The sequence below is a fragment of the Methanocaldococcus vulcanius M7 genome, from assembly GCF_000024625.1.
Lineage (GTDB): Archaea > AGJL01 > Methanococci > Methanococcales > Methanocaldococcaceae > Methanocaldococcus > Methanocaldococcus vulcanius.
On record NC_013407.1, the window covers coordinates 82,969 to 99,477 of the forward strand.

Here is a 16,509-nt window from a genome sequence, read left to right on the forward strand (position 1 = left end):
AATCATGCTTGAAAAAATTAGATGGGAGTTGAATTCTTATTTTTTGGAGAGGAGGGAGGAGGTTGATGTTGCTTTGACTTCGATTTTGGCTAATGAGCATGTTGTGTTTTTGGGAAATCCGGGGGTTGCTAAATCTCAGTTGATTAGGGCGGTTGCTTCTCATGTTAATGCTGATTATTTTGAGAAGCTTATAACAAGATTTACTACAGAGGATGAGTTGTTTGGGCCTTTAAGCATTAAGGAGTTGAAGGATAATGATAGGTTTGTTAGAAAAACCTCTGGATATTTGCCAACTGCTGAGATTGCCTTTTTGGATGAGGTTTTTAAGGCAAACAGTTCAATATTAAATGCTTTATTATCAATAATTAACGAGCGACTTTATCACAATGGAGACAGGATTGAAAAAGTTCCATTAATAAGCTTATTTGGAGCATCAAACGAACTCCCAGAAGAAAACGAATTACTCGCCTTCTACGACAGATTCCTATTCAGAAAAACAATAAAAGGAATAAAAAACTACGAAAATCTTTCAAAATTAATCGATTTAGATGAAGAGTATAAACCTAAGACCATAATCAATATTGAAGACGTTAAAGAAATGCAAAAAGAAGCGTTAAAAGTAGATATTTCAGATATAAAAGAGGATTTAATTAAAATAAAGCTATCTTTGGAAAGTGAAGGAATAAATATCTCGGACAGGAGATTTAAAAAGTCAGTTAAAGCAGTTAAATGCTTTGCCTATTTAAACGGCAAGGAAAAAGCAGATATTAATGATTTAGACATATTAAGGCACGTTTACTGGAATGAGCCAGATGAGTTCTTTAAGGTCTCAGTGGAGATTTTTAAAATATCAAATCATTTTGCTGGCTTTGCATTAGAGCAAAGAGAAATTTTAGAGAGTTTGATGAACGAGATAAAGAAACTAAACAAGGATAAAATACCATTTGGAGGAATAGAGTATAGAAAATGTCTTGAAATTTTGGGTAAGTTAAATAGCATGTCAATAACTTTAAAAGACGTTAAAAATAAAGCAATCGAGGCAAATAAACCTTACGAGCTTGTTGAAGATGTTTTGAGGGAAGTTGAGGGATTTAAAAAGTATGTTGAAGGGTTGTTAAAGAGTAGATAGTGTATAATTTAAATCAGTGGGATTATGAAAAACGTTATAAAGCACGATGCATATGACAAAAAGGCATATGAAAAATTTTTGAGAAATAGTAGATATTTACAAAAGCTTCTTAACTACTACTCTCAGTTCAGCCCTATCCATGAAAAATTAGCAGAGGATATTTTTTATGCATTTTTTAAGTATGTTGTTGAATTTAACGACGTTATTGAAGAGAAATTCGAAATAAATAAAAAGATCTTAGAAGGTGCTATAAAAAATATTGAGTATGAGAAGAGCAAACTTTTAACTGAGCTTGATGAAGTGAATGCTGGAACTGCTACAATAATGTTCTGTGAGAAGTTCTTTGAAAACCTAAAACTTGCAAAGTTAAATAAGGAGTTAAAAAAGTTTGCAATCGATGGGAAGAAAAATAAAGATCTTGAAGAAAAACTTAAAGAAATTGGAAAAAATGCAATGAAAGAAGTATCAGATGAGATCTCAGAAATTGTCCAAGGATTTAATGCAATTAATGGTCTTGGGAAAGGGCAGGGAGATAAAAAGAGATTATCTTCTGATGAAAGGATAAAGTTAGCAGACAAGATTTTAAGCAATGGTAAAGTCAGATCTATCGTAAAAAAACTTGGAAGATTAAGATTACTCGCTATAAGTGAGTATAGATCTAAAATAAAGCATTATTCTGGGGAAATATACTCTATAAAGGTGGGTAGGGACTTAAAATACCTTTTAACAAGGGAAATTGTAAATTTCTCGGATGAAATTTTATATTATGATTTTTTAAGAAGATTTATGGATAAAAAACTTTTAGTTTATGATATAAATGAAAAGTTAGATAAGCAGAAAGGTCCAATAGTTGTTCTACTGGATCACAGTGGTTCTATGTATGGAGAAAGGGAAATATGGGGAAAAGCCGTGGCTTTATCTATTTTAGAAATTGCAAAAAGAGAAAAGAGAGATATATATTATATTGCCTTTGATGATGGAGTTAGATTTGAAAAGCGAATAGATCCTAAAAATATAACTGTTGAGGAGATTATTGAGATTGCATCACTCTACTTTGGAGGAGGAACTAACTTTATTTTACCATTAAATAGGGCAATGGAAGTTATAAAAACCAGTGAGTTTAAAAATGCGGATATTTTACTTATAACGGATGGATACGCTGAGATAAATGATGAATTTTTAAAAAGATTTGATAAGTTTATAAAAGAAAATTCTGTTCGCGTGATCTCGGTATTTGTTGAGACATTTCCAACTGAAACATTAAAAAAGATTTCAACTGAGATAATAAAGGTTTATGATTTGGCAGATGAAGAGACAAGGAAAATATATAGGTCAATATCTTAATCTTCAATATTTTAATATATATGTTAATGTTAAACAAGCTTTTTCTCAATAACCTCTCCTCTTGGCTCAACTTCCTCAAATATCTGTGCTTCAAACCTATAAATTTTAACTCCCTCAGCCAGCCACATATCTGGGGGCAAACCAGCTTTTAAGCATAAGTGTGCTAAATACTCTTCAACATCCCATCCATACTCCACTGGCACCTGTGGCAATAAAAGCCCTCTATAAAATCCATATTCGATAATTAACCCATCTCTACCAATTTTTATTTTTTCTAAATACTCTCTTGGATGTTTAACTCTTATGAGTTCTGGAGGGGTTAGGATACTAACTTCTATTACAATACTATCCATTTCTTCCAACGTTACTGGAGGAAATCTTGGATCTTTTGTTGCAGCACTTATCGCTGCTTCTTCCAAGGCCTTTATAAGCGGCATTATCGGTTCTGGAATCCCTATACAGCCCCTAAGTTCTTTATCTGGATATGTGTGGAGAGTGCAAAAGCATCCTCTCTTCTCGTTGAACACTTCAGGGTAGTTTTCTACTATAACTTCTCTTCCTTCTAAATAGTTTTCAATAACTGCTCTTGCATATTTAACTGCAAAGGTTCCTTCTTCCAATGTTAACAATCTCATAATTCCACCAAATTTTTAATTTTAAATATTTTTAATTTCAACTAATAATAAATGATGTAAAAATAATTGAGATATTTAAATAAATGATAACGCTCAGATGTCCCAGGTTTCATCATAGTTCAGCGAAGTCGGCACTCATCATCGCGTTGAATTTCAATCGATAAAAGTTTATCTTTAATTTCCCATTTCTGTAAATATTGTTATTATCTTTCTCAGACCCTTATTTTCCACTAATTGCTATTTTTTTATTTTTAAGTTTTAATAATCATCATTGTTTACAATAAATTATTTTTATGTTGATTATAGTTATATTTTTTGGTTGATTTATTTCAGGAACCTATCTAACGTTAATTGAGTTCCTTCTTTCTTTAACTCGTTTTTTGAAACCCCAACTGCCTCCATGATCCTCAAAACGGGAGGAAGGATCTGGTTATCAATATAGTAGTTAACATCGATCTCCTCAATACTAACTTCTTCTGGTAGTTTTGCTCTTTCACTTATTGATTTAGAACCTTTAACTATTATATATCCGATAACATCTCCAATTTTTATTTTTTTTCCCTCTCTCATCATCTTTTTTGCAATTTCTACGTGAGGGGCTGTGGTTTTATATTCGTTTGGGTTTTTAGTAAGTTGGGTGTAAATAATAAGGTCCTCTTTTTTTATTTTTTTCTCTCTTAGATCTTTTATAACGTCTTGTATAGCTTTTTTAGCTTTATTTATATCTCCTTCTAATAATAATGCCTCTAACACTCTTCTTTGTGTAATTCTTGCAAGATTTGACCAATCTCTTCTAACGAATTCTAATCCTTTAACTATAACTCTTCCATTTTCATCGATCAACGCATATCTTTTTTTGGTGATAAAGATTCCTCTTTTGAAATAACCTTCAAATTCTAACTCCATCGTTCCGGGAAGTTTTGAATTTATATACTTTACAAACTCCAATGCTTTTTTTATTAAATCATCTTTGCTAATCTTTTCTTTCCAAACTGCATAAAATCCATCAGTATTATGAACTAAAATTCCGTTTGCAAAAAATCTGTGCGTGTTTTCGACCTCAATATCGTAAACATAATCAGAATATTTTATACAGTTTATTTCCTCAACACTCGCAAAATTATATGATTTTAGATCTTTATTTAAAATTATTAATTTAGTTTCATCATCTTTTATCTCAGTTGGTTTCAATTCAACCAATTTATTATTTTTAACTCCAATGATTGAATGATCTTCTGTAATATCAACATATCTATCTTTTACTTTAACTCTATAAATCTTTTTATTTGTTCTGTGCCTCATTATGTAAGGAACTTTCCTCCACACCAACTTAGTATCCTCAATGGTTAATGTCTCCACATTATTTAAAATGCAGTATTCTTTATCTCCTATCGTATAATCAACTTTTTTAAACAGATCCTCGATTTTTATCTCTTTTATTTTACCGTCTTCTTTAATAATAACTTTGGCATCTTTAACAACACTATCTGCATAAATTACTTTAAATCCGAATTTTTCTGCCTCTTCTATCGTCTCTAAAATATATTTTCTTCCTAAATATGTAATAACTTCTGCACATTCTCGGCTGTAAAATCTTGCTCTTGGAAATGCTAAATAACCATATACACTATTATGGGCGTAGATATTATTTACTAAGAAGTTTTCATTATCCTCAACACTTAAATCATAAACATAGCCATTGTAATTAAATTCCTCAATTTCTTTAACTTCATCAAGCATTAGATCGTTGATCAGTTTATAATTTGGATTTAGAGTTAGTTTGTATCCTTTATTTTTAACCGGTGTGAATCTTGTTGGAATTCCCACTAAATTAAATAGTATCATTAACTGGTTTAGATAGTCCTCATCCTTGGCCATAAATGTCGTAGTTCCCTTATGAGAGTTTTTCTTTGCCTTTAAGAATCCGTCTAAGAAACTTTTTATAACTTTCTCATCTGCTAAAAATATCTCTTCTGGAATATGCTTTTTATTTTTATTTCCACACTTAAAGATGTATTTTAGTATCAAATATACAATCTTATTATCCATTATAACTTTATCCTTAGAAATACAACCTGCTCCAAAAGTTTTTTTGAATATCTTAACGATCTCTTTTTGATAGTCAGGTAGGGACTTGAAGATAGCAACTTCATGGGTTGTGCCCTCTTTTGCTTTATATTTATTTAGTCCACCTCTTGTTACGAAGTATCCTAAAAATTTGGCCAAATTTTCATCTAATTTTAAAAGAGCGTTTATTTTCCCACATAATGCTCCTATTTCACAATCCTCGAACTCTTCATCTGGAATATCATTTATAAGATCCTTAATTTTCAAGTATTGAATATTAGATCGACCTCTTGCAAAATTGCCATGTTCTATGATTGTATCTATATATTTTTTGTATATCTTAAACTTCTTTTTATCTAATATCTTTATCTCTACCTTATTTATTGCTTTGATGATGTTATAATCAATTAATCCAAGTTTTTTCAAATATAAAATGCAATCATCAAAAATAACGTTAAATTTATTTCTCTCAATATCTTCAAGCGTCTTTTTTAATTTAATGAAGTGTATCTTATCTTTATGTTTTGTAATCACAAGGTTTTTTATGTCCTCTTCATCAGCATCAACTAACCTCTTCGGAATATTTATGACAATTTTTTTATTAATATGGGCGATCTTTCGTGGGACGACTATTAAGTCGTTAATTTTTATTTCATTTCCTTTAACTTCTACAATTTCTCCATTTTCATACTTGAATAAACTATGTCCCTCTGTTACTCTTATTGTCCTTCCAGATCTTAGTTTTATTTTATATGCTTTACCTTCATACTTATGCCTAATTAATCCCTTAACTTTTTTTATCTCACATTTTTTGGTTAGTTTATTAAATGAGAATGTCTTCAAATTTTTAACTTCCAATACTTCACTGAGTTTAATTTTATTAGGATATTTTTCCATTAATCTGTTAATATATTCCCCAATTTTTACTATTTTTACCCCATCATCTTCAATAACTGTTAAATATTCATCAGGTAAAATACTATTGGCTAAAATCTTTAATGATCTCTGTTCGTAATCTAAGAGGTTGTATTCCTCATTTATTTCTTTTTCACTTTCCATTTTTTTCATCTTATTTTTAATGTTTATTCTTCTTTCTATAAGTCCTCTTAACGTTTTTGGAATTAACCCTTCCCGTTTTTTACAGAACCAATGTCCGAGTATCTTTTCACTAATGTCTTTACAACACTCGCAATCCAACGTCTCTGGACTGATGTTGTAGGCAATAATTATGGAAGGATAAAGAGAGTTATGCGTTAAAATTCCATTTGCGAAATAATAAGGTCTCCCTTCAAGAGTTAGATCATAAACATATCCTTCGTATTCTTCAATTGAGATTTTTATGTCTTCTAATTCTTTAAATTCAAGAAAACTCTTTTCTTTTATTATTTCTTTTATTTTTTCTTCATTTTTATCGTTAAATCCTATTGTTACTATATATTTTAGAAGTCCATCTATCGAGTCGATTATTATCGTTTTTTCATCTACCTGTTTGTAGAGTATGTTTAATTCTTTGAGAATGGGTATAACTGTCTTAAATATATCCTCCTTTTCATTTTTAACTTTAATTACAAGCCCTTCTCTTGGATCTATATAAGCAATCTTTTCTAATAGTCCTTTTACTTTTTTTATTTTGGTGTCTTTTTTGAATATTTTCCCAAACATTCCAATACTTTCAAAATTTTTGATCTTCAATATTTTACAACCTTTTAAGTTTAAAAGGTAAATACTACTTACATCGATTACTCTATCTTTCCCATTTTCTTTTTTTATTACAGGGATCTTGTGATTAGGTGTAGATTTTAACCCATTTACATTTACTAAAAAGCCATTATATGGATATTTCCAAACCCTTTTTACTTTCTGCCAGCCATCTATTCCTAAAACATAGTCCCCCACTTTTACGTTTTCAATATCTGTTAAGCCGTTATTCTTTACAATAACTTTCGTTCCTCTTGGATGACATCGAAAGTCCATGCTTATTATATCTTCAAACATTCCTTTTTCTGGTTCTTTAACATAACCCCCTTCATAACTCGTTAGTAATCTTTTTCTGTATTCTTTTTCATCTGGTTTGTTTGGAACTATCATGTTTTCTTTGAAGGCGTTTTTCATTAGCAAGTATTCAACCATCTGTCCAGAACTCATTCTTGTAATTTCAAAAGGTGTCTGATTAACAATTCTTGAGAACATTACTTCCAATGGAAAGAAGTATTTTCCGATTTTGTGTGTGTATTTTGCATCTTGTAATGAATACTCTATCAAAATCTTATCATTATTTGCCCAGTAATCTACGATCTTTGTATGCGGAATTTTTAATTTTTCAATTCCAAATAGATTATAAACAACATCTTCCAACGTATATTTTGTTAGTTTTAGTAATCTTCTTGATATTGGGTATAGATCTATATGCACTCTTCCGGGAATGTAGCTTCTAAATTCCATTCCTCCTCTTTTTATTTTTAATTCTTCTCCGTCTCTTCCTAATTTTATATCAATTCCGTAAATTTTTGCTCTTGCTTTTAAGTAAGGAAAGTCGAAGTTATCTCCGTTATAGGTGAATATGACATCATACTGCCTTAACATCTCTACGATTTTCTTGATCAGGTCTTTTTCACTATTTACAACTTCTATATTTGAATGATCAAAGTGTTTATAGGTTATTACCTTCCCTCCATTATCGTCCCAAAAACTTGCCATTAAAATTGGATCTTTTTCAGGATCTGGTTCTGTATCTCTATTATAAACTTCCATATCAAATGAAACTGTTTTTAATTTTGGGATCTCTATACTAACTTGTTTTCTGTTTTCAAAATCCCAGTATGTCATTGGAACTATATCGCTGTCTATTAAGTATCTCTTTGCAAATGGAATGTCATGTTCGTATATCTCTTTGACAATATCGCATTCTTTAATTTTTCTTAGTTTTGGCACTCTTTGAGGGTGTGTGGCGATAATTTTAACAATTTCTTTCTCTTTTTTTAGTATTGTTTTATTGACAACTTCTAAATTTTCAACAAATTTTAGTAGATCTTCTTTTAATAGAAATTCCTTTATTTTATCGATGTCTTCTTTTTCTATTCTATCTTTTAACATTTCTACATAAAAATAAGGGGAAAATTCACGGTCTTTTAAAATATTTTCTAAAAGGTAGAGGTAGATAACTGCTCTATTATCTTCTGTTTTGTAGGTGCAATCGATTAGTGCATCTATTTTTGGAGCTTTTTCTTTCATAGTAATCACATTAAAATTTTTGTTGTCAAAAGATGTAAAAAAGTATAAATGTTGAGGGATAACTTATTCAATGATTATTTTATATCTAATTATTTTCTTCTATATTTTAATTTTTATTTTATTTTTTAATTTTTACCCTATTTTGATTATTTTCGATTAAATATGTTAACCTTCCCAAATAACCTCTCCACAATCTTTTGGCTTTTTAAATGGAAGTTTTACAATTTTTAGAGTTTTAATGAATGTTTGGACATCTTCATCATTAAATCTATCTTTTCTAATCAAAAAATCGTAGTATTCATCTGCCAATGGAATAAATCCTAATCCATATTGATCCGCTACTGTTTTAATTCCTAATCCAATATCTGCCTTTTTCATTACTATTGCAGTTGCAACTGCTGAGTGTGTCTTTGCTTCTATTGTATATCCTTTTATTTTGCTTGGAGATAATTTATAATCTTTCAAAAATTTGTCAAACAGTATTCTTGTTCCTGAACCACGATTTCTATTTATAAATTCTAAATTATATATGTTTTCCAGTATATCTTTAATGGTCTTAAATCCAAGTTCTTTTCTGAAAATAAATCCCTGCTCTCTTATATACCCTCTAACTAACACTGCATCCTCGACTTTATACCTCTCTAAAAATGGAATGTTATATGTTCCAGTTTTCTCATCTAAAAGATGAGTTCCTGCAATATCTGCTTCTCCTCTTTTTATAGAAATTAAACCCCCTAAAGAACCAACATTTATGGTTTTTGCAAATAAACCTCCCTCTTTTAGAATTATATCTACCCCTATGCAATGGCTTCCAATAATATTTAGTCCTATTTTAACATCACCAAAAACATGCACATTAACTTCTTCATCTTCTAATATCTCTTTATTTTCATCTATAACAATATACCCATCCGCCTCTGATAAAGAGGTTATTGCTCCGCTTCCCTTTGTTATTGGGTAGGCAGAAAATCCGTCTTTATACTTAACCAATATCACGGGAAGGTATTCTGTTCTTCCTCTTGCTGAAATATACCTCTGTGGAAATCTTGCTTTTATAACGTTTTTTTCATTTCCAAATAGCACATCAAATATTGTTAGGCATGATGTTGGATAGCCAGGAAGCCCTACTATTAATTTTTCTTCAATTTTTCCAATTATGGTGGGTTTTCCGGGCTTTATTTTTATACCATGGACTAATATTTCTCCTCCAAGCTCTTTTATTTCTGTTTCAGTTAGATCTCCAACTCCTGCTGATGTTCCTCCACTTAATAGGATAATATCACATTTTAATGCCTTTTTGATTTTTTCTTTGAGATCCTCTTTATCATCTTTCGCTATTCCAAAAAATTCAAAATCATATCCAAGCTCTTTTATGTAAGAGGCAAGTGTATATGAATTTATATCGTATATCTTTCCAAAGTCCAATTTTTCTTCAGGACTTGTAAGTTCGTTGCCTGTCGATATAATTCCAAATTTTAGTTTTTTGTAGACCTTGATTTTTTTTCTACCAATGGCTGATAAGACCCCAATATCTCTCGGAGTTAAAGGGGTGTTTTTTCTTAGAATAAGTTCTCCTGCCATTATATCCGATCCAGCAAATTGTATATTTTCCATTGGAGGCACTGCTCTATATATCTTCACTTTTCCATTTTCTTTCTTTTCTGTGTATTCTACCATAACCACGGCATTAGCTCCTTTTGGAATCACTGCTCCTGTGGCTATTTCTACACATTCTCCACTATTTATTTTTAAATCTTTTAATTCTCCCGCTTTTAAAGATCCAATAACTTTTAATTCCACTGGATTATCTTCCTCTGCCTCATAGGTATCTTCTGCTTTAACTGCATAACCGTCCATCTTTGCTCGATCATAGGGGGGAACATCTATATTTGAAATTATATCTTCTGCAAGTGTTCTTCCAACTGCATTAAAGAGATCTACTTCTTCAATATCTTTTAATGTCTCTAAAAATTCTTTTACAAGATTTTTTGCCATTTCTATACTACAAAGGGTTAAATATCTCATCATCAATCCCTCCTTTTAACTACAAACCTTCCAGCCGATGAGTGCTTTGGCTCAACATAAATTCCTAAACTTTTTAAGTATTCTTTTGTATGAGTTTTTTCTCCGTGAATGAATATCTCTCCGAGGTCTTCTGGGGTGTTTATGTCCACAGAGACCAGAAAGGAATCATATATATAGTATTTTAAATTTTTATTTTCTGCTTCTTTCAGATGCTTTAAAAAACTAAATCCTTCATATTTCAAATCTATTAAGTTTTTCGACTTTAAATATAGCAAATTTGTTCCTCCTCCTCTTGATGGAGCGATTATCATATCATAATGATTTGAAAGATTGATAATATCTTCAATATGATGTTTTTTTATTAAAGGAATATCCGCGGGAATTATTAATATTTCCTCTTGATTTATTTCTTCGAATGCCTGTTTTATTGCGTTGTTTAATCCCTTTTCCCTTTCTTTTATTGTCTTTGCGTTTAGTTCTTTTTTTGCAAAGTTCAGAATCTCTTCATCCCTACTTACAACCACAGTATCAAGGTTGATTAAAGCTGATTTAATATCTTTTAGCATATTTAATAAAAGATACTTTCTCTCTTCTTCACTTAAAAATTCGGATAATCTGGTTTTTAAAGAGTTTATTGGAGATACTGGAATTATTACTATCATCCTATCACTTAATTTTCGATTTTTCGATGTCAAAATAAAGTAGCGATTAATAATAAAAAATTAAAAATATATTAAAAATTTTTATAAAAACAACTTTGCGTAATTAAAGGCCATCTTATCTCCGATCTCTCCATGTCCGGGGTATATTTTATTTATATTTCTTTCATTGGCAACGTTCTCTAACAATGATATTGATTTTCTTAAATCTATCAAACTTCCAGTTGGCAGATCCCATCGTCCAACACCATAAGCGAATAGTGTATCTCCCGTTATTAATCCATCTTCATAGATTATAGATATGGAGCCGTAAGTGTGTCCGGGCGTTCTTAAAATCTCTAAACCGTAATTTTTTAGTTCTTCTTCAATTTCTGATAAAGGGATTATTTCTTCTGGAGGAATGAGGTTTGCCCCAAATAATGATGATACAGTAACTTTATCCCCACTTTTTAGATGTTTAACTTCTTTATCCTCAATAATTGTGGGGCAATTAAATTCTTCCTCGATTAAATGATCTGCCGATGAATGATCAAAATGACAGTGTGTATTTATTATAAAATCAATATTTTTTATTCCATTCTTTTTTAACTCTTCTAAAATTAAGTGATTAGCTCCAGGATCGACTAAAATTGTCTTTTTTCCAACTAATAAATAAGAATTTGAACTATAACCGTATCCATTGAGTTTTATTATCACACTTTCACCATTTGTATTGGTTATTTATTTTTATTTATGTTTGTCTATATTACCTTATTGCGTCTATTACTCTATTGATCAAGGGATTAGTTTTATTCTGACTTTTATTTTTTGTTTTTGATTAAGACCCTTATGGATAAATTGGCGGTTATGAGACGCTAACAATAAAATATAATAAATAAATAAAAATAAATAAGATAACAACAAATAAGATAAATCAAAAAATTAAATAAAAGCAAATTAATAAATGTAGAAAATAAAATAAATATTGAATAATTTTTGGTGGGTTTTATGATTGCCCTTTCTATTTCCAGCGGATATTTGATAGATAATAATTATAGCGAACACTCACATTATATTTTAGATAGTGAAGAAAATTTTCTTGTTTTTATTATATGTGATGAGACAGAGGATAGTTCTTTTAGTGTTGCTGAAATAGTGTCAAGAGAGTTTTGTAAATCAGTATATAACAACAGATATATTACAAATCTAAAAAATTTAATCGAAGTTGGAATACATGATGCAGTTGGGGCTGTTGAGAAATTCATTAATCATAAAAACATTGATAAAGAGAAAGTCAATCTCTCAATCTCCGGGGGTGTATTTAGAAATGGATCGTTAATGCTATTCTCTATAGGAAACTCTCCAGTTTTTGTTATTGATAATGAGTATAAGTTATCTTGTCCGTTTGAATTATCAGAAAAATTTTCTTTATTTAATTGGAGATCTTCAATAAAATTCAAAGAGGTTAAAAATCCAATAAGTGCAATTGCTTGTAGTTGTAAATTAAATGGGAAATTATTTAAATTTAAGAATAAAAATGGAAAATTAATTGCTGAGCCGTTTAAGTATAGAATTGTCAAATTGTTAAATATGATCATCCAAAATAAAGACAAACTTAACGAAATAAAAGAAGAAATAAAGGAACAATTAAACTTAAATGATAAAATACCTCTTTTTGTGTCGTGTTTTAAAGAGGAACCAATAGAAGAAGACCTTGTTAAGGTTGGGTTATCATCAACATCAGTAGATAAAAAAACCGATCTAACTTTAAACACTGGGAAAAATCCCTCTAATAACAATTTAAGCCGAACATATTTAAATTATATAAATCATATAAACAATAAGAGCATGTTAGTCGTTATATTATTAATTGTTTTGCTATTTGGAGCGGGATTACTTATCTTTGAAACGCTTCATAATGGAGATAAAGGAGATCTAACACCTCACACAGCTAATTTAAGTAATATTTCTCAAAATGATTGTGGATTCAATAATAGTGGAGATGAAGGGAACTTTTCAGAAGTAGATGCCTTAAAAGATGGATGTACTGAGGTTAATAAAAATAACAATAAAAACAATGAAAATAATGAAAATGAAAATAACGAAGGAAATAAAGCAGATGAAACAAAAGACCTCCCTCGTATTACAATTTATGCAAAATTTGACATTAAAGAACTTAAAAAAGGAAGGAATATTCTTCCAATCTCTATATCGTTCCCAGAAAGAGGAGTTTACTATATTGCTATAAACTCAAAAACCAGAAAAATAAATCTCCTCAATGTAGATGGTGGAAATGTAATATTTAAAAACGATTCCTCGATAATATTGTTAGAAGAAATCACAAATCTTAAAAGTACCTATAATTTAATAGTAAACAGTGATTTAACCGCATCTCCAAATGATGTTTTAACTATAACCATCTCAGAAATAAAAATAGACGAGAAATAGAGTCAAGATCGATCAAACCTAAAAAATGAAAAATAAAATAAAAAATGAACTGGCCATTAATTTTTTGAATTTGAGAGTTTTTCTTTTATTTTAATTAAAACAGATAGGGCTTCTGCTATTTCTTTTATCCTAATAACTTCCTCTTCGTCCTCTAACTTTTTAGATAAATAGGATATTTTAGAGATAATTACCTTATCCAAGTTCAGCTCATCTTTAAAGTGCAGATTTTCTTCATTTTTGTTTTCTTTTTTATATCTTTTAGTATTTAATGATTTTTCACATATTGGGCAGTAGATTTTACCGTTTTTTTCTAATAGTGGAGATCCACATTTTGAACAATGGGTTGATAGCATTTTAGCCCCTTTTAGCAACTCAACTGAGAGCGTTTTTATTATTTCATCATTGTCCATAACATCACCTAATGCTAACATACATTTATATATAATTATATTTACAAATAACTCTTATAATCTTAGTTAAATATATAATATTACATATTAACATATTTCGTTATAACTATAATAAATCTACATATATATACTTCCATATTCGCATATATGCTTATTTTGTGTCGGATAAAATTTATACAAATGACGAATTTTTTACAAATTTTACGTTAATTGTCTATTTAAGGTTCGTTTATCCCCCACCTACACAAACCGCTACACATACACCGATAAAATTGGCTACCAAACGAATTACGCAAAAAGAATATATTTTAAAAGAATTACAGTATATACTGAACTGGATTGAGGGAAGTAAGGGGAAATTGTGTGGGGGAGGATACGTGAATACATTTTTTAGGTAAGGTAAGATGAGATGATAAGGTGATAGGGAATGAGAGTTTTTGAGTTTTTGAGGGGTAAGAAGGGGGCTATGGGTATTGGAACCCTGATAATATTCATAGCCATGGTGTTAGTGGCTGCGGTTGCAGCAGCTGTCTTAATTAACACAAGCGGATTCTTACAACAGAAAGCAATGGCAACAGGTAAAGAAAGCACAGAACAAGTAGCAAGCGGATTAATGTGTTTGGGGGTTACAGGACACAATAATGGATCTGGAATAGACCAACTTGCAATCTATATAACTCCAAACGCTGGAAGTGCACCAATCGACTTAAAGAATACAAAGTTGTTCTTAACTTATGATGGTCAATCTCATGTATTAACTTATGGAGGCTACACTGAAAATACATCAAATGCAACAAATATATTCGACTACTCTGTTGGTTGGAGTGCTGCAAACAGTAAGAGCTATGTTGTGGGGATCATCCAAGATGCAGATACTTCTTTAAAGAATGGAGTTATTAACAAAGGAGATATTGCTGTCTTACTCGTAAATGCAAGTGCAGTATTCAACACCACAATCCCAACAAGAGCTGAGGTTTCAGGAGAAGTTCAGCCAGAGTTCGGAGCTCCTGCAGTTATTGACTTTACAACACCACCAGCATTCACTCAAACTATAATAGAGCTACAATAAATTGTCCTAACCTAATTCCTAACTAATATATCTTGTGATATTTAAAACTATCTGTAAGGTGATAGGGAATGAGAGTTTTTGAGTTTTTGAGGGGTAAGAAGGGGGCTATGGGTATTGGAACCCTGATAATATTCATAGCCATGGTGTTAGTGGCTGCGGTTGCAGCAGCTGTCTTAATTAACACAAGCGGATTCTTACAACAGAAAGCAATGGCAACAGGTAAAGAAAGCACAGAACAAGTAGCAAGCGGATTATCAGCCCTTAGAGTCATCGGAATCCACGATGGATCACAAATAAACTATCTTGCAATCTACATTTCTCCAAACGCTGGAAGTGCACCAATCGACTTAAACCAAACCAAGATATTAATAACTGACGGTAAAGAAAAGGCAGTATTGAAATATGGAGGATCAGATAAGTATTATAATTTATCCGCTGGAGGAGAAGTTACTAACCTCTCACTTGCAGCATGGAATTTAAGTGCAGGACAGTTCGGAATCATTGTATTGCAAGATGCAGATCACTCATGTCAGCCATCAACCCCAGTTATTGACAAGGGAGACATCGTTGCTTTAACAATAAACGCATCAGCAGTTGGACTCGACTTAGCTCCAAGAACCACAGTAACTGGTTCAGTAATCCCAGAGTTCGGAGCTCCTGCAGTTATTGAATTCACAACACCAGCTTCCTACTTAGATACTCAGAAGATAATACAACTACAATAAGCCCCTAACTTAATTTTTTTTATCGAACAATTTGACAAAGTATGTTGTTCTATAAATATTTACTTTAGAAATATTTTCACAATTCTGAGGTGGCAGAATATGCTAATGAAATACGTTGGAAGTCGCCGAGGGGCAATTGGAATAGGGACTTTAATAATATTCATTGCATTGGTTTTAGTAGCTGCCGTGGCAGCTGCTGTAATTATAAATACCGCAGCCAACCTTCAGCACAAAGCTGCAAGGGTTGGTGAGGAGAGTACAAAACAGGTAGCAAGTGGAATACAGGTTTTGAAAATTACAGGTTATGCACCAAATAGCAATAATATAACAAAACTTGCAATACTTGTATCTCCAAATATTGGGGATGAGATCGATCTATCTTCAACAATAATTACCATATCGAATGGTCAACAGAAAGCTTCTCTGGTTTATGGAGGTGTCTTAAATCATGCTGAAACAAATGGAACCAAAGATATATTTAATGAATCATGGCCAAAGGTAAATGATACCTCCACAGAATTTGGAATTATCGTATTGCAAGATGCAGATGGCTCAATGAACAATACAGAACATCCAACCATGAACTTTGGAGATAAAGTTTTACTTACCGTAGACGTGGGGGATGTATTTGGAGGAATTGCTCCAAGAGAGAAGGTTTATGGAGAAGTTATTCCAGAATTTGGATCACCCGGAATTATAGAGTTCATAGCACCATCTACATTTACTCAACACGTGGTTCCATTACAATAAGAATTTAGGATATGGGAGGGTTTTAACCTAATAAATTT

Annotated in this window: 12 protein-coding genes; 6 read left to right on the top strand and 6 right to left on the bottom strand. The window is 31.0% G+C overall.

Going from position 1 to position 16,509, the window contains the following annotated elements:
- Positions 1 to 4: 4 nt before the first annotated feature.
- Positions 5 to 1,129 (top strand): AAA family ATPase, encoded by a 1,125-nt coding sequence (locus tag METVU_RS00400; protein ID WP_012819498.1) that lies wholly within the window; start codon positions 5 to 7, stop codon positions 1,127 to 1,129.
- Between the two features lie 24 nt (positions 1,130 to 1,153).
- Positions 1,154 to 2,473: a vWA domain-containing protein gene (locus METVU_RS00405; protein WP_012819499.1), complete on the top strand. Its 1,320-nt coding sequence runs from the start codon at positions 1,154 to 1,156 to the stop codon at positions 2,471 to 2,473.
- 29 nt (positions 2,474 to 2,502) lie between these two features.
- On the opposite strand, the gene METVU_RS00410 is transcribed toward METVU_RS00405, so the two are convergent.
- The 5 genes from METVU_RS00410 to METVU_RS00430 form a co-directional block, all read right to left on the bottom strand.
- Positions 2,503 to 3,108 carry a TIGR00296 family protein gene (locus METVU_RS00410; protein WP_012819500.1) on the bottom strand — a complete coding sequence of 202 codons (606 nt, stop codon included), beginning with the start codon at positions 3,106 to 3,108 and terminating at the stop codon, positions 2,503 to 2,505.
- A 324-nt stretch (positions 3,109 to 3,432) separates the two neighbouring features.
- Entirely contained in the window at positions 3,433 to 8,406 is a 4,974-nt protein-coding gene (locus METVU_RS00415) for a DNA polymerase domain-containing protein (protein ID WP_012819501.1), read from the bottom strand.
- A 165-nt stretch (positions 8,407 to 8,571) separates the two neighbouring features.
- Positions 8,572 to 10,431: a molybdopterin biosynthesis protein gene (locus METVU_RS00420; protein ID WP_048196967.1), complete on the bottom strand. Its 1,860-nt coding sequence runs from the start codon at positions 10,429 to 10,431 to the stop codon at positions 8,572 to 8,574.
- Between the two features lie 2 nt (positions 10,432 to 10,433).
- Positions 10,434 to 11,093 (bottom strand): 2-phospho-L-lactate guanylyltransferase, encoded by a 660-nt coding sequence (gene cofC / locus METVU_RS00425; RefSeq protein ID WP_012819503.1) that lies wholly within the window; start codon positions 11,091 to 11,093, stop codon positions 10,434 to 10,436.
- Between the two features lie 81 nt (positions 11,094 to 11,174).
- Entirely contained in the window at positions 11,175 to 11,786 is a 612-nt protein-coding gene (locus tag METVU_RS00430) for an MBL fold metallo-hydrolase (protein ID WP_012819504.1), read from the bottom strand.
- 291 nt (positions 11,787 to 12,077) lie between these two features.
- Here METVU_RS00430 and METVU_RS00435 point away from each other — a divergent pair, with 291 nt between their 5' ends.
- Entirely contained in the window at positions 12,078 to 13,517 is a 1,440-nt protein-coding gene (locus METVU_RS00435; protein ID WP_012819505.1) for a hypothetical protein, read from the top strand.
- Between the two features lie 56 nt (positions 13,518 to 13,573).
- Here the strand turns inward: METVU_RS00435 and METVU_RS00440 are convergent, their stop codons facing one another.
- Entirely contained in the window at positions 13,574 to 13,927 is a 354-nt protein-coding gene (locus METVU_RS00440; protein ID WP_048196643.1) for an Sjogren's syndrome/scleroderma autoantigen 1 family protein, read from the bottom strand.
- A gap of 427 nt (positions 13,928 to 14,354) precedes the next feature.
- On the opposite strand from METVU_RS00440, the gene METVU_RS00445 reads away from it, so the two are divergent.
- The 3 genes from METVU_RS00445 (at position 14,355) to METVU_RS00455 (ending at position 16,471) form a co-directional block, all read left to right on the top strand.
- Positions 14,355 to 14,996, top strand: a complete 642-nt coding sequence (locus METVU_RS00445; RefSeq protein ID WP_012819507.1) for a flagellin — start codon at positions 14,355 to 14,357, stop codon at positions 14,994 to 14,996.
- A 68-nt stretch (positions 14,997 to 15,064) separates the two neighbouring features.
- A complete protein-coding gene (locus tag METVU_RS00450) occupies positions 15,065 to 15,721 on the top strand; it encodes a flagellin (protein ID WP_012819508.1) in 657 nt (218 codons plus the stop codon).
- A gap of 99 nt (positions 15,722 to 15,820) precedes the next feature.
- The gene (locus METVU_RS00455; RefSeq protein WP_012819509.1) at positions 15,821 to 16,471 is read left to right on the top strand and encodes a flagellin; all 651 of its coding nucleotides are present in this window, start codon (positions 15,821 to 15,823) and stop codon (positions 16,469 to 16,471) included.
- Positions 16,472 to 16,509: the final 38 nt, after the last annotated feature.

Coding starts and splice junctions, on each gene's coding strand:
- METVU_RS00400 (WP_012819498.1), top strand. CDS start 5: ATGCTTGAAAAAATTAGATGGGAGTTGAATTCTTATTTTTTGGAGAGG.
- METVU_RS00405 (WP_012819499.1), top strand. CDS start 1,154: ATGAAAAACGTTATAAAGCACGATGCATATGACAAAAAGGCATATGAA.
- METVU_RS00410 (WP_012819500.1), bottom strand. CDS start 3,108: ATGAGATTGTTAACATTGGAAGAAGGAACCTTTGCAGTTAAATATGCA.
- METVU_RS00415 (WP_012819501.1), bottom strand. CDS start 8,406: ATGAAAGAAAAAGCTCCAAAAATAGATGCACTAATCGATTGCACCTAC.
- METVU_RS00420 (WP_048196967.1), bottom strand. CDS start 10,431: ATGAGATATTTAACCCTTTGTAGTATAGAAATGGCAAAAAATCTTGTA.
- cofC (WP_012819503.1), bottom strand. CDS start 11,093: ATGATAGTAATAATTCCAGTATCTCCAATAAACTCTTTAAAAACCAGA.
- METVU_RS00435 (WP_012819505.1), top strand. CDS start 12,078: ATGATTGCCCTTTCTATTTCCAGCGGATATTTGATAGATAATAATTAT.
- METVU_RS00440 (WP_048196643.1), bottom strand. CDS start 13,927: ATGGACAATGATGAAATAATAAAAACGCTCTCAGTTGAGTTGCTAAAA.
- METVU_RS00445 (WP_012819507.1), top strand. CDS start 14,355: ATGAGAGTTTTTGAGTTTTTGAGGGGTAAGAAGGGGGCTATGGGTATT.
- METVU_RS00450 (WP_012819508.1), top strand. CDS start 15,065: ATGAGAGTTTTTGAGTTTTTGAGGGGTAAGAAGGGGGCTATGGGTATT.
- METVU_RS00455 (WP_012819509.1), top strand. CDS start 15,821: ATGCTAATGAAATACGTTGGAAGTCGCCGAGGGGCAATTGGAATAGGG.